Origin of the sequence: Azonexus sp. (assembly GCF_049652925.1) — a bacterium.
Lineage (GTDB): Bacteria > Pseudomonadota > Gammaproteobacteria > Burkholderiales > Rhodocyclaceae > Azonexus.
This window is the reverse complement of sequence record NZ_JBASFI010000040.1, coordinates 58,984-71,205: the sequence shown is the minus strand read 5'-3', so window position 1 is coordinate 71,205 and position 12,222 is coordinate 58,984. Positions and strand designations below refer to the sequence as shown.

The following is a 12,222-nucleotide window of genomic DNA, read 5'->3' as shown; positions in this document are numbered from 1 at the left end:
CATGTGCCTCGGCATCCCCGTCCAGGTGCTCGAATGCGGCGAACATTTCGCCCGCTGCGCCGGTCGTAACGGCGAAGTGCGGGTCGACCTCAGTCTGGTCGGCCAGCAACTGCCGGGCACCTGGCTCATGACTTTTCTCGACGCAGCGCGCGAAGTGATCGACGCCGAGCGCGCTGCCGCCATCGACGCGGCACTCGATGCGCTCGATGCCGCGCAAGCCGGCGCCACCGACTTTTCTGCCTTCTTCGCCGATCTCGATCGCGAACCCCAACTCCCCGATTTCCTGAGGACACAACAATCATGAGCCTCGAACTCAAAGCCGGCCCGACCTCGCTCGAAAGACTTGAAACAGCCATTGGCCGATTACTTCAAAAACACGGCTTTTTTCGGGTTGACCGTGAGAATCCCGAATTTCCGGCCGGTCTGACCGCCCTGCTCCTCACCGAAGACCCGCAGCGCAATCTCGAAGTCCTCGACGCCTGCGTCATCCTGCCTGAAGCGCTCAAACCGGTTGGTGAGCAGATCGCCCGCTGGGTTGCCGGTCCCGATTTTTCCGCGCCGTTGATGCAGCAATACGGCGTGCCGCGCGCCCCGGCCGTCGTCTTCCTGCGCGATGGCGCTTTCGTCGGCGTCCTCAACGGCATTCGCGACTGGAACGAATACCAGAATGAAATCGCCCGCCTGCTCACCGGCCCGGCTCAACCCAAGCCGATCGGCATCCCCGTCCGCGCCGCCAGCACGCAAGGAGCCTGCGCATGAACCCGTCCACGATGCGTCCCTTCCCGATTTCCGTCGTCGCCATGGGCCCTGGCTCGCAAGGCGAGGAAACGCCGGATTACCTGCCGATGCCCAAGGGCATGGAAACCTTCTCGCAACCACGCCTGCCCGACAACGTGGCGCAAGAGGTGGTCAATCTGGCGGCCAGCCTGCTCGGCGCCTATGTCGACGAGGCCGAGAAAGTCGGCTTTGCCGGCGGTGCTACGCTCAATCTGCGCGACCTCGATGCGACGATGCGCGATGTCATCAACCAGTCGATGGGCTTTGGCGAAGTCAGCGCCTTCACCACGGCGCCGCAACACTGGCGGGTGCAGGAGACGGCATTTTCCGGCATCTGGCGCGTCCTGCAGGTGGCGGACGATGGCGCCATGGTTGTCGACCGTCTTGAAACCGGTGACATCCCGGCCGCGCTGACCGCAACGATGCTGGCTACTGCGACGGCCGATCTGCCGCCGCCGGCCTACCCAATCGGCTGCATGAACGCCCAGGCCCTCGTCGAGGAAATCCGCATGCAGGCGGCGACGTGGAAACCCGGCGACGCGGCCCACATCATCAACCTGACGCTGTTGCCAGTCAGCGATGCCGACCTCGATACGCTCTATAGCTGGCTCGGCCACCGCGAAGTCTCCATCCTGTCACGCGGCTACGGCAATTGCCGGATCACCAGCTCGCGGCTCAAGAACGTCTGGTGGGTGCAGTACTTCAACAGCATGGATGCACTGATCCTCAACTCCATCGAAGTCATCGGCATGCCCGAAGTGGCGCTGGCCGCCGACGAGGATTTCACCGACTCCGTCGAACGCCTGCGCGAATATCTCGACATGATGGTGGAGCCGGTCTAGTCTTCACTGATGCGTTTCGAAGGTTCGTTTCTCAATGTTCAGCCGGGCGACCGGCTGGAATGCGGCATCTGCTGGTGGGTCTATGACCCGGAGCAGGGTGACGACGTGCGCGGCATTCCGCCCGGTACGCCGTTCGCCGATTTGCCCGATGACTGGTGTTGCCCGGGCTGTGATGCGCCTAAACACAAGTTCATGGTGACCGAATGAGCAGGGAGCAAGGCTCCATGGCTTGCCATGGAATGCGACCGCCCGCGAATGAGGTCCAAGCCCTCCCCGGACTGGCTTTGTCGGCTATCGGTGGATCAAGGGCTTCGTCTGTTTCCCGGAAGAGGAGGGCGGAATGAGCAGGGAGCAAGGCTCCATGGCTTGCCATGGAATGCGACCGCCCGCGAATGAGGTCCAAGCCCTCCTTGGACTTCTTTTGCCGGTAGGTCGCTGGCCTTGGATAGTGTCTGTTCCGGGTAAGTGGAGGGCGGAATGAGGGCTGCCAAGTGAGGTTCTGGACGACCGACCCGTCGCCCGAACTGGTCGCCGCCTTCGCCACCATTGCCCGCACCCGGATGCACGATGTGCCGATCTGCAATGGGCTCCTACAGGTCGAGGCCATCGGCTTCCAGCGGCGGCCGGATGGCCATTGGGCGGGAGCGATGATCACGCCGTGGGCGATCAACCTGCTCTGCCTGCCCGGTCAGGCCGAAGGCTGGCCGGCGCTGGCTGCCTGCAGCAAGCACGACTGGCATTTTCCGTCCGGCGATTACGAATTCACGGTGGCCGAGGAAGAGAGCATCGGCATCTACCACCTCTGTTCGCTGTTCTCGCCGGCGCTCGAATTCGACAGCCACGAGGCCGCTCGCCTGACCGCGCTGGCCGCCGCGCATGCCTTGTTTGCCGACCCGCTGGCCGAACCGCCGCCAGCCAAGGCGACCAGCCGTCGCGCTTTTCTCGGGTTGGGGCGATGACCACCAGCGCCGGCCTGCTCACTGTCAAGGCTCGTTTCAAGGAGCGCGGCCTGCACGATATTCGTGTCGACCTGACGCGCCCTTCGGTCACCCGCCTGTTCATCGGCCAGTTGCCCGATGTGGTGACCAAGACCGTGCCCTATCTGTTCACTCTGTGCGCTCATGCCCAGCGGGCGGCGGCCGAGGCGGCAGTGACAGCGGCCCAGGGCGAAGCGCCACGGGCTTTCGATAGCGCCGAACTCTGGCTGGAAATGCTGCACGAGAATTTCTGGCGCCTGCTGCTCGACTGGCCGCCAGCGCTCGGCCTGCGCCCGGAAAAGGAAGCTTTCATTGCCTGGCGTAACGCCCGGCAGGGCGGCGATTGTCTGGCGGTAACGCAGAATTTGTTGCACCAAAGCCTGCGCCCGATTGCTGAAAAATGCCTCGAAATGCTGGTTGACCGTAGCACCGATGAAGTGGCGCCGGACGATGGAGAGCTTGAGATTCCAGCCGCCGCTCCACTCGCCCCGCAGGCATGGCTGGATTTCTGGCAGGGCACGTCGGCACAAATGCCGGTGCTACCCGTGCCGACATCGATTCGCGCGGTTTTTCTGGCGCGCCTGGCCGAAACCTTGGCTGCCGTCGATGCCCTGGCCGGCGGCACACCGTTTCCGGTGGCCAGTGCCGGCGAGGACGGTTGGGGCGTCGGGCAAACGCTGACGGCGCGCGGCGTGCTGACCCATGCCGTGCACGTGGTGGACGGCACGGTGGCCAATTACCGCGTCCAGGCGCCGACCGACGGTTTTTTTGCCGATGCCACGGCCCTGTCATCCTTGCTGGGTAATCTCCGGTTTGCCTCTCTCGATCAGGCCAGACTGGGCTTGAACCGGGCCATACTGGCGCTCGATCCCTGTCTGCCGTATGTCGCGGAGGTGGTCGATGCATGAGATGTCGCTGGCCGAAGGCGTCCTGCAACTGGTTGAAGACACCGCAAAACGCGAGAACGCCAGGCGGGTGAAACTGGTCGTACTGGAAATCGGCCGCATGTCGTCGGTCGAGCCGGAGGCGATCAAGTTCTGTTTCGAGGCGGTGACGCATGGCAGCATCGCCCAGGGCGCGGCGCTGGAAATTGTTGACGTGCCGGGTGCCGGCTGGTGCATGCTGTGTGCCGAAACGGTCCCAATGCAGGAACTCTACGGCGCCTGCCCGAAATGTGGCAGCCATCAGGTGCAAGCGACGGGCGGCACGGAAATGCGGGTCAAGGAAATAGAGATCGAGTAATCAGGAGACGGATATGTGTACAGTTTGCGGCTGCGGCGCAGGGGAAACGAAGATCGAAGGTGAGCACGAACATACGCACGTTCATGAGGACGGCACGGTGCATTCCCACACGCACGACCACGGGCATGACCACGATCACGCCCACAGCACCGTCGCTGCGCCGCTCGGCACGCATTCGCACAGCCATCACCATGGCGACGGTAGCGAACACAGCCACGACCACGTTCATGCGGGCGAACATGCCCACGCCCACGGTGACGAACATCATCATCACGAACACGGCGTCGCCGGCGATCTCGACTACGGCACTGGCCCGGCCGGCGCCCATGTGCCGGGCATGTCGCAGGCGCGCATGGTGCAGATCGAGCAGGACATCTTGTCGAAGAACAACACCTACGCCGTGGCCAACCGTCGCTGGTTCGACGAGCGCGGCATCTTCGCGCTCAACCTCGTCTCCAGCCCGGGTTCCGGCAAGACGACGCTGCTCGTCAAAACCATCGAATTGCTCAAGGACAAGGTCACCATCAGCGTCGTCGAAGGCGACCAGCAGACCTCCAACGACGCCGAGCGCATCCGCGCCACCGGCGTTCAGGCCCTGCAGATCAACACCGGCAAGGGCTGCCATCTCGACGGCCACATGGTCGGTCACGCGCTGGAGCGCCTGAAACCGGCCGATGAATCGCTGTTCCTCATTGAGAACGTCGGCAACCTCGTCTGTCCGGCCGCCTTCGATCTCGGCGAACACCACAAGGTCGCCATCCTCTCGGTCACCGAAGGCGAGGACAAGCCGCTCAAATACCCGGACATGTTCCGCGCGGCCGACGTCATGCTGCTGAACAAGTGCGACCTGCTGCCCTACCTTGAATTCGATGCCGACCTGGCTGAAGCCAACGCCCGTCGGGTCAATCCGCACCTGACCATTTTCCGCGTTTCGGCGACCAGTGGCGACGGCCTGAGCGCCTGGCTGGACTGGATTCAATCCGGCCTCGAAACGCAGCGCGGTCACTGCACCGAAACGGTCGATGCCCTGAAGCAGCGCGTCGCTGAACTGGAGCGTCAGATGGAGCAGATGCAGGCCGGAAAATGACCGGCCGCCTGTTCCGCATTCGCGGTCTCGTCCAGGGCGTGGGCTTTCGGCCTTACGTCTGGCGGCTGGCCAGCGAACTCGGGCTGACCGGCTGGGTGCGCAACGACGGCGCCGGCGTGATTGCCACGGTCAACGGGAAAAATTGGCCAAAATTCAAATCCCGTTTGCCGCTCGAAGCACCGCGGCTGGCGCGCATCGACAGCATCGAGGATGAAGCGGCCGAGGTGACTGGCGACGGCTTTGTGATCCTCGACAGTGAGCCGGGCGAAGTCAAAACCGCCATCGGCCCCGATGCCGCGATCTGCCCGGAGTGCGGCACCGAAATCTGCGACCCGACCAACCGCCGCTGGCGCTACGCCTTCACGACCTGCACCCATTGCGGCCCGCGCTACACGGTCAGTCGTGGCATTCCCTACGACCGCGCGCAAACCAGCCTTGCCGCCTTCCCGCTGTGCGCGCTGTGTAGCGACGAGTACAACTCCCCGACTGACCGCCGCTTTCACGCCGAAACCACCTGTTGCCCCGATTGCGGCCCGCAACTGCGCCTGCTTGCTGCCGACGGACAGCCGCTGGTCGGCGACCCCATCACCGAAACCCTGAGCCTGCTGCGCGACGGGAAAATCGTCGCGATCAAGGGTCTGGGCGGTTTCCACCTCGCCTGTGATGCGCGGAGCGCTGCTGCCGTCGCCGATCTGCGCGAACGCAAACAACGCGAGGAAAAGCCCTTCGCCGTGATGGGCCTCAACGCCGCTTCGCTGGGCGAATTTGCGCGGATTGGCGATGATGAACTGGCCCTGCTGCACAGCGTCGCCGCACCCATTCTCCTCTGCCCGAAGGGCGACGCAGAACTGAAAGGCATCGCCCCCGGCCTCGCCTGGCTCGGCGCCATGTTGCCGGCGACGCCGCTCCACCTGCTGCTCTGGCACGAAGCGGCTGGCCGTCCGGCCGGCACCGACTGGCTGGCGCAAAGCAGTGACCTGCTGCTGGTCATGACCAGCGCCAACCCGCAGGGCGAGCCGCTGGTCATCGCCAACGACGAAGCGCTCGATCGCCTGAACGGCATTGCCGACGCTTACCTGCTGCATGACCGCGAGATCGTCATTCGCTGCGACGATTCGGTTGTCCGTGCCGGCCCGGCATTCATCCGCCGCGCCCGCGGCTACGTGCCGGTGCCGATTGCTTTGACTGACGATGGCCCGACCGTACTGGCGCTCGGCGGCTACCTCAAGAACACGATCTGCCTCACGAAAGGCCGCGAAGCCTTCCTCTCGCAGCACATCGGCGGCCTCGACAACGCCGCGGCCATCGGCTTCCTTGAGGAAACGGTCGCGCACCTGCTGGCCATCCTCGATGTCCGGCCCGAACTGATCGCCCACGACCTGCACCCCGATTTTCCCTCGACGCATCTCGCCGTTCGCCTGGCCGAAAAGCTCGGCATTCCGGCCATCGCCGTCGGCCATCATCACGCCCATATCGCCGCGATCTGCGCCGAACATGGCGTCAACGAGGCGACTATCGGTCTGGCGCTCGATGGCGTAGGTCTTGGCCCGGATGGTGGCGTCTGGGGTGGCGAACTGCTCTACCTCGAGGGTGCGAACTGCGAGCGCCTCGGCCACCTCAGCCCGCTGGCCATGCCGGGCGGCGACCGCGCCGCCAAAGAGCCGTGGCGCATGGCCGTTTCCGCCCTGCACGGCGCCGGCTTCGGCTACCGCGTCGGCGGCTGGATCAAGCAGTATTACCCGAGTCGCGATCCCGGCCCGCTGCTCACCATGCTCGCCCGCAATCTGCGTTGCCCGCCGACGACCAGCCTCGGCCGCTGGTTCGACGCCGCCGCCGGCCTGCTCGGCGTGCGCGACCTCATGCATTTCGAAGGCCAGGCGGCGATGGAACTCGAAGGTCTGGCCGCCCAATACGGCTCGGTCGAGCCGCTGCCCGGCGGCTATGCCTTGCTCGAAGACGGCGCGATCCTCGACTTTTCGCCGATGTTGTCGGCACTCATGGGTTGCAAGGACGATGCCGCCCACGGCGCCGCGCTGTTCCACGCCACCGTCGCGGCCGGTCTGGCCGATTGGGCGATTGCCACGGTCAACCGGGAAAAAGAGTCAAAATTGAAAACCACAAAAATCGCCATCGGCGGCGGCTGCGCGATGAATGCCGTGCTCATGACGGCGCTGCGCAGCCATTTCGACGCGGCCAGTATCGAACTGCTCGAAGCCCGCCAGGCGCCGGCCAACGATGGCGGTCTGGCTCTCGGTCAGGCCTGGATCGCCCGCCGTATGGCGCTTGCCGACCTGCTGGCGAGCGGCGAAAATCGGCCGGAACAGGTTTTAATAAAGGAAATGTCTTGAGCGATAAAACGCCGACCTCGTGGCAGAGTGATCCGGCCAGTGCGCTGGCCGGGCGTTGCGCTGCGCTGTCCGAAGGGCTGCCGGTCAATCCGGCGCTGACGGCCGAAGTCTGCTGGTGCGTTCAGGAACGCGGCGACTGGCTGGCCGGCATGATTGCGCCGGGTTTTGTCCGCATTTTTCTCTTGCCCGGGGGCGGCGAACTGTGGGGCGACATTCCGCTCGGGCAGCAGCGCTATCTGGCGCAGGGGAGCATGGACTGGCGCTTCGTCGCGGCGCACGACCCGGAGCTTGGCGATTATCAGTGCGTCGATCTGGTGCAGCCGATTGGCAGCGTGCTCAGCATGGCAGCAGCCCGCCTTCTGGTTGGCGATGCCCGTTTGGCCCTCGGTCTTGGCGCGCCTGCTGCCGCGGTCAGTGACGAGCCCCGCCAGCCGGTCAGTCGGCGCGGTTTTCTGCGCGCCCTGAGCGGTCGGCGATGAACCGAATTTTGAAAGTTTGAGGAGCCGTCATGTGTCTGGCCATTCCTGCGCAAGTCGTTGAATTGCGCGACAACGACAACGCCCTGGTCGATCTGGCCGGGGTCAAGAAGGAAATCTCGCTGGCGCTGGTCGAGGGCGTGGCGGTTGGCGATTACGTGATCGTTCATGTCGGCTACGCGCTGAACAAGCTCGACCCGGAAGAGGCAGCCAAGACGCTCAAGCTGTTTGCTGAAATGGGCGAGCTAGCGCCCGGCGACGACCCGACTTTTCATTGATGAAATACATCGACGAATTCCGCGACGGCGAGGTTGCCAAGGGTCTGGCAGAAGCCATCCGCCGCGAGGCGAACCCGGCGCGCAACTACCATTTCATGGAATTCTGCGGCGGCCACACCCACGCCATTTCGCGCTACGGCGTTTCCGACCTGCTGCCGGCCAACGTCAAGATGATCCACGGCCCCGGCTGCCCGGTTTGCGTGCTGCCCATCGGCCGCGTCGATCAGGCGATCAGGCTGGCGCTGGAGCAGGGCGTCACGCTGTGCACCTACGGCGACTGCCTGCGCGTGCCGGCCTCCGACAGCCTCTCGCTGCTCAAGGCCAAGGCGCGTGGCGGTGACATTCGCATGGTTTATTCGAGCGCCGACGCCGTGACCTTGGCGCAGAAAAATTCCGATAAGCAGGTCGTCTTCTTCGCCATCGGCTTCGAGACGACGACGCCGCCGACGGCCGTTGCCATCAAGCAGGCGGCGGCGCTCGGTCTGAAGAACTTCTCGGTGCTCTGCTGCCACGTGCTGACCCCGTCGGCTATCTCCAGCATTCTCGAATCGCCGGAAGTGCGCCAGTGGGGCACCGTGCCGCTCGACGGCTTCATCGGCCCGGCCCATGTGTCGACCATCATCGGCAGTCGGCCCTACGAATTTTTCGCCGAGGAATACCGCAAGCCGGTGGTCATCGCCGGTTTCGAGCCGCTCGACGTCATGCAGGCGATCAGGATGTTGATCCGCCAGGTTAACGAAGGCCGGGCCGAGGTTGAAAACGAGTTCTCGCGGGCCGTTGATCGCGATGGCAATCTCAAGGCGCAGGCTCTGGTGGCCGAAGTGTTCGAAATGCGCAAGAACTTCGAATGGCGCGGTTTGAACATCCTGCCTTACTCGGCTTTGCGCATTCGCAGCCAGTTCGCCGAATTTGATGCTGAAAAACGCTTTCCGCTGGGTTATGCCTCGGTGCCGGATCACAAGGCTTGCGAGTGCGGGGCGATCCTGCGCGGGGTTAAGCGGCCGCAAGACTGCAAGATTTTCGGGACGGTTTGTACGCCGGAGAATCCGGTTGGTTCCTGCATGGTTTCTTCGGAGGGGGCTTGTGCGGCGCACTATACGTACGGGCGGTATAAGGATGTCGCCTGAAGTGGGGGTTTCCTTTTTTTATTGGCTTGGGGTTCCGCCTTGCTGGCGGGCGTACTTTCTTTTGCTTCGCCAAGAGAAAGTAGCCAAAGAAAAGGCGACCCCAGGGTCGGCGCCCTTCGGGTCCCTTGCGCTACTCGGCAGGCCGGGCGGCTTGCTAAACTCGCCTGCGGCTCAGACAACGCAAGCCGACTGCCCCCGGCCCGCCTGCGTTGCTCAGCGCCTTCCACGGGGACCCCAAAGGCGTCCATGTTCGACCGATGTAGCGCAAAAAACTGGTTTCCACGGTCAACCGGAAAAAACGGCCAAAAATGAAATCTATCATTCAGGCACCCAAGCTCAACTACGGGTTGTTTCACCGGGCCCCTTGAGAGGTGCCGAGCAACGCAGGAAGGCCGGGGGCCTTCGGCGAGGACTGTTTGAGGGGCGAAGCCCCGAGTTCCGCAGCCGCCCGGCTTTCCGAGTAGCACAGGGAACCGGCGCAGCCGGCACCGACCCAGGGTCGCCTTTTCTTTGCTTACTTTCTTTTGGCGAAGCAAAAGAAAGTGAGACGCCCCGCAAGGGCGGAACCCCAAGCCTATCCAAGCGCCAACCTTCAAGCCCCGGCAAGCAGCAATTGCCACACCAAAACCCCATTTGTCGCAAACGCGACACAACAACATAACGCAAACCATTGAATTAATTAAACTTAAAGCTGGCACTCCCCTTGCAATAGCTTAAGCATCAACCAGGAGAGCTCCATGCCAAAACCGAAGAAACACGTACTCGTCTGCGTCCAGGGGCGCCCTGCCGGCCACCCGCGCGGCTCTTGCCAGGAACAGGGCTGCGGCGCCACCTGGCAGGCTTTTTCCGATGAATTCACCGCCCGCAACCTGTGGGCTTCGGGCTTCGCGCTGACCAACACCGGCTGCCTCGGCCCCTGCCACCTCGGCCCGAGCGTGCTGGTCTATCCGGAAGGCATCATGTACACCGGCGTCAAGCCGGAAGACGTCGGCGTCATCATCGACGAGCACCTGATGTTCGATCAACCGGTCGAGCGCCTGCTCGCGCCGCCTGACGTCTGGGCCTGAGATCATGGAAACCGCTCAGCAATATCACATCGGCGACATGGTCTTCGCGGCTGAAGACATCTTCAACGACGGCGGCATGCCCGGCTTTGAAGATGAAGAAGCCTTGATCATTCCCTCCGGCCTGCGTGGTGTCGTCGTCCATTTTGGCGTGGCCGAAATGGACGAAACCAAGGAAATCTATCTGGTCCAATTTGAAAACGGCCCGAATGGCAGCCTTGGCGCCCCTATCGGCTGCCTGCCGGAAGAGCTGACACAGGATTCCACGGTCAACCAGTAAAAATGGCCAAAATTGGAATCTTCTTCGGCACCGACACCGGCCGCACCCGGCTGATCGCCAAGCAGATGGCGAAAAAGCTGGGTGACGTGGCTGATGCCCCCGTCAACATCGGCCGGACGACGCTCGAAGATTTCCTCGCCTACGATGCGCTCATCGTCGGCAGCCCGACGCTGGGCGATGGTGAATTACCCGGCCAATCGGTCGGACTCAGCCAGCCAAGCTGGGAGGAGTTCCTGCCGCAACTGGCCGGGGCCGACCTGTCCGGCAAGACCATCGCCATTTTCGGCCTTGGTGACCAGAAGAAATACGCCGAAGAATTTGTCGACGCCATCGGCCTCATCCATGACGCCGTGGTCGCTCGCGGCGCCCGCGTCGTCGGCCGCTGGCCCACCGCAGGCTACGACTTCACCGCCTCGCAGGCGGTTGATGGCGACAACTTCCTTGGCCTGGCCCTCGATCAGCATCACCAGCCGCTGCTCACCGAAGAGCGCGTCAACACCTGGCTGGCCCAAATCCAACCGGAGCTCCTGCCATGAACGCCAACCCCTGGGCCGCCCCCAAGTCGCGTGAAATCCGCCGCGTCCTGGTCTCGCTCGACGAGCGCATCGCCCAAGCCTGCGACATCGAGCCGGATGCCGGCGACGATCCGCACATCGTCACGCTGCGCCACGCCGAAATCGCCACCCTGCGCGCCCATGTTTACCTGCACGGCCAGCGCAGCGGCACCTACGGCATTTTCTACGAATACCCGCACCCGGTGCCGGGCATTCTGGAAAGCGAAGAAAACCTGCCACTGCCCAAGGTATTGGCCAGCCTCGCCCTCCATTTCGACGCCTGATTGCCACAATCCGGCCAGCCAAACCTTTCCTGCACTCACGCCATGAACTCCTTGCCCGGAAACGCCAGCCCCAACATCAGCAATTTGGCCAAAGTACCCGGCTGCAAAGGGGGCACCCCGGATGCGCGAATCTGGCAGGAAGATCTGCCCGCCGAATGGTTGAACGCCGTCGAAGCGCCGCTCTATTACGCCCACTACAGCGAATACGAAATCAGCGCCGAGCGCGCCGTTGGCTATGATGGCGACGACAAGCCCTGCTTCACCTGCCATCGTTTTCTGCTCACCCAATCCGGCACTGGCGAGACAGCTCAGCCGGTGGTCACTTTCAGCGAACGGATGTCGGCCTGGCGCCTGCGTGACGATCGCTGGCTGGTCTTTCGGCGCAACAGCGCCAACCACGGCAGCGAACCGGCCAGCTTCTACGCCTTCAGCAGCGCCATGCCGCGCTAAGGCCCGGCACCCGGATCAGCCGTTTCGCCGCCCCCGTTTCACCCCCATATCGCCCCCATTCCGCACGCGGCAGTAGCGTCTGTCACGTTCGACGCGACCACAAAGTGCCAACAAATCCTCGCCTCCCTGTCTCCCGGCAGGCTCGTTGGCGCCAGCTGACGACAGCGGGCTTTTTTCGCGCAAATCGCCGATAGCGCTGGGTTCCCACGGTCAACCGGAAAAAAAGCCCAAAATCGAAATATCGACTCGCCTCCAACGCCTGCATTGGCAGCCACCACCTTGCGCCACCCCTGGCACGGGCGGAATCGCGTCAGCTTGACCGACGATATTCGACCCTTTGCGTTCATCCCGACAACGCGATTACCTCTCACCAAGCCGGATCACCAACGACCGGCTCATCTGTCAGCAACGCAAAAATCCGGTAGCATAAAACCCG

The 12,222-nt window shown here is 63.5% G+C and carries 17 protein-coding genes; all 17 read left to right on the top strand.

Annotated elements, in window-relative coordinates; translation table 11 throughout:
• Position 1 precedes the first annotated feature (1 nt).
• The 17 genes from WBK19_RS18950 to WBK19_RS18870 all read left to right on the top strand — a co-directional run bounded on the left by WBK19_RS18950 (position 2) and on the right by WBK19_RS18870 (position 11,786).
• Entirely contained in the window at positions 2-304 is a 303-nt protein-coding gene (locus tag WBK19_RS18950) for a HypC/HybG/HupF family hydrogenase formation chaperone (RefSeq protein WP_511292551.1), read from the top strand.
• The gene (locus tag WBK19_RS18945; protein WP_511292549.1) at positions 301-759 is read left to right on the top strand and encodes a hypothetical protein; all 459 of its coding nucleotides are present in this window, start codon (positions 301-303) and stop codon (positions 757-759) included. Before WBK19_RS18950 ends, WBK19_RS18945 begins: the two co-directional genes overlap by 4 nt.
• The gene (locus WBK19_RS18940; RefSeq protein ID WP_511292547.1) at positions 756-1,619 is read left to right on the top strand and encodes a hydrogenase expression/formation protein; all 864 of its coding nucleotides are present in this window, start codon (positions 756-758) and stop codon (positions 1,617-1,619) included. The genes WBK19_RS18945 and WBK19_RS18940 overlap by 4 nt, the downstream gene beginning before the upstream one ends.
• Positions 1,620-1,628: 9 nt before the next feature.
• Positions 1,629-1,826, top strand: coding sequence for a rubredoxin (locus tag WBK19_RS18935; protein ID WP_226402793.1), 198 nt, complete (start codon positions 1,629-1,631; stop codon positions 1,824-1,826).
• A gap of 284 nt (positions 1,827-2,110) precedes the next feature.
• Positions 2,111-2,578, top strand: coding sequence for a [NiFe]-hydrogenase assembly chaperone HybE (gene hybE, locus WBK19_RS18930; RefSeq protein ID WP_511292545.1), 468 nt, complete (start codon positions 2,111-2,113; stop codon positions 2,576-2,578).
• Positions 2,575-3,504 carry a hypothetical protein gene (locus WBK19_RS18925; RefSeq protein WP_511292543.1) on the top strand — a complete coding sequence of 310 codons (930 nt, stop codon included), beginning with the start codon at positions 2,575-2,577 and terminating at the stop codon, positions 3,502-3,504. The genes hybE (WBK19_RS18930) and WBK19_RS18925 overlap by 4 nt, the downstream gene beginning before the upstream one ends.
• On the top strand, positions 3,497-3,838 hold the full coding sequence (hypA, locus tag WBK19_RS18920; protein ID WP_511292541.1) for a hydrogenase maturation nickel metallochaperone HypA: 342 nt from the start codon (positions 3,497-3,499) through the stop codon (positions 3,836-3,838). The genes WBK19_RS18925 and hypA overlap by 8 nt, the downstream gene beginning before the upstream one ends.
• A gap of 13 nt (positions 3,839-3,851) precedes the next feature.
• Positions 3,852-4,925 (top strand): hydrogenase nickel incorporation protein HypB, encoded by a 1,074-nt coding sequence (hypB, locus tag WBK19_RS18915; protein WP_511292539.1) that lies wholly within the window; start codon positions 3,852-3,854, stop codon positions 4,923-4,925.
• A complete protein-coding gene (gene hypF, locus WBK19_RS18910) occupies positions 4,922-7,273 on the top strand; it encodes a carbamoyltransferase HypF (protein WP_511292537.1) in 2,352 nt (783 codons plus the stop codon). The genes hypB and hypF overlap by 4 nt, the downstream gene beginning before the upstream one ends.
• Positions 7,270-7,752: a [NiFe]-hydrogenase assembly chaperone HybE gene (gene hybE, locus WBK19_RS18905; RefSeq protein ID WP_511292535.1), complete on the top strand. Its 483-nt coding sequence runs from the start codon at positions 7,270-7,272 to the stop codon at positions 7,750-7,752. The genes hypF and hybE (WBK19_RS18905) overlap by 4 nt, the downstream gene beginning before the upstream one ends.
• Positions 7,753-7,781: 29 nt before the next feature.
• Positions 7,782-8,027 (top strand): HypC/HybG/HupF family hydrogenase formation chaperone, encoded by a 246-nt coding sequence (locus WBK19_RS18900; RefSeq protein WP_511292533.1) that lies wholly within the window; start codon positions 7,782-7,784, stop codon positions 8,025-8,027.
• A complete protein-coding gene (hypD, locus tag WBK19_RS18895) occupies positions 8,027-9,154 on the top strand; it encodes a hydrogenase formation protein HypD (protein WP_511292531.1) in 1,128 nt (375 codons plus the stop codon). The genes WBK19_RS18900 and hypD overlap by 1 nt, the downstream gene beginning before the upstream one ends.
• A 737-nt stretch (positions 9,155-9,891) precedes the next feature.
• Positions 9,892-10,221: a (2Fe-2S) ferredoxin domain-containing protein gene (locus tag WBK19_RS18890; RefSeq protein ID WP_511292529.1), complete on the top strand. Its 330-nt coding sequence runs from the start codon at positions 9,892-9,894 to the stop codon at positions 10,219-10,221.
• A 4-nt stretch (positions 10,222-10,225) separates the two neighbouring features.
• Positions 10,226-10,498, top strand: a complete 273-nt coding sequence (locus tag WBK19_RS18885; RefSeq protein WP_511292527.1) for a nitrogen fixation protein NifZ — start codon at positions 10,226-10,228, stop codon at positions 10,496-10,498.
• Positions 10,499-10,500: 2 nt separating this feature from the next.
• On the top strand, positions 10,501-11,034 hold the full coding sequence (locus WBK19_RS18880; RefSeq protein ID WP_511292525.1) for a flavodoxin: 534 nt from the start codon (positions 10,501-10,503) through the stop codon (positions 11,032-11,034).
• Positions 11,031-11,336, top strand: a complete 306-nt coding sequence (locus WBK19_RS18875) for a hypothetical protein (protein ID WP_226404766.1) — start codon at positions 11,031-11,033, stop codon at positions 11,334-11,336. Before WBK19_RS18880 ends, WBK19_RS18875 begins: the two co-directional genes overlap by 4 nt.
• A gap of 42 nt (positions 11,337-11,378) precedes the next feature.
• Positions 11,379-11,786 (top strand): hypothetical protein, encoded by a 408-nt coding sequence (locus WBK19_RS18870; RefSeq protein WP_511292523.1) that lies wholly within the window; start codon positions 11,379-11,381, stop codon positions 11,784-11,786.
• The last annotated feature ends 436 nt before the right edge of the window (positions 11,787-12,222 follow it).

What these genes read in the sequence shown, in the direction of transcription:
- WBK19_RS18945 (WP_511292549.1), top strand. Translation starts at nt 301, where the DNA reads ATGAGCCTCGAACTCAAAGCCGGCCCGACCTCGCTCGAAAGACTTGAA.
- WBK19_RS18875 (WP_226404766.1), top strand. Translation starts at nt 11,031, where the DNA reads ATGAACGCCAACCCCTGGGCCGCCCCCAAGTCGCGTGAAATCCGCCGC.
- hypD (WP_511292531.1), top strand. Translation starts at nt 8,027, where the DNA reads ATGAAATACATCGACGAATTCCGCGACGGCGAGGTTGCCAAGGGTCTG.
- hypF (WP_511292537.1), top strand. Translation starts at nt 4,922, where the DNA reads ATGACCGGCCGCCTGTTCCGCATTCGCGGTCTCGTCCAGGGCGTGGGC.
- WBK19_RS18870 (WP_511292523.1), top strand. Translation starts at nt 11,379, where the DNA reads ATGAACTCCTTGCCCGGAAACGCCAGCCCCAACATCAGCAATTTGGCC.
- WBK19_RS18890 (WP_511292529.1), top strand. Translation starts at nt 9,892, where the DNA reads ATGCCAAAACCGAAGAAACACGTACTCGTCTGCGTCCAGGGGCGCCCT.
- hypA (WP_511292541.1), top strand. Translation starts at nt 3,497, where the DNA reads ATGCATGAGATGTCGCTGGCCGAAGGCGTCCTGCAACTGGTTGAAGAC.
- WBK19_RS18925 (WP_511292543.1), top strand. Translation starts at nt 2,575, where the DNA reads ATGACCACCAGCGCCGGCCTGCTCACTGTCAAGGCTCGTTTCAAGGAG.
- WBK19_RS18950 (WP_511292551.1), top strand. Translation starts at nt 2, where the DNA reads ATGTGCCTCGGCATCCCCGTCCAGGTGCTCGAATGCGGCGAACATTTC.
- hypB (WP_511292539.1), top strand. Translation starts at nt 3,852, where the DNA reads ATGTGTACAGTTTGCGGCTGCGGCGCAGGGGAAACGAAGATCGAAGGT.
- WBK19_RS18885 (WP_511292527.1), top strand. Translation starts at nt 10,226, where the DNA reads ATGGAAACCGCTCAGCAATATCACATCGGCGACATGGTCTTCGCGGCT.
- WBK19_RS18940 (WP_511292547.1), top strand. Translation starts at nt 756, where the DNA reads ATGAACCCGTCCACGATGCGTCCCTTCCCGATTTCCGTCGTCGCCATG.
- WBK19_RS18880 (WP_511292525.1), top strand. Translation starts at nt 10,501, where the DNA reads ATGGCCAAAATTGGAATCTTCTTCGGCACCGACACCGGCCGCACCCGG.
- WBK19_RS18935 (WP_226402793.1), top strand. Translation starts at nt 1,629, where the DNA reads ATGCGTTTCGAAGGTTCGTTTCTCAATGTTCAGCCGGGCGACCGGCTG.
- WBK19_RS18900 (WP_511292533.1), top strand. Translation starts at nt 7,782, where the DNA reads ATGTGTCTGGCCATTCCTGCGCAAGTCGTTGAATTGCGCGACAACGAC.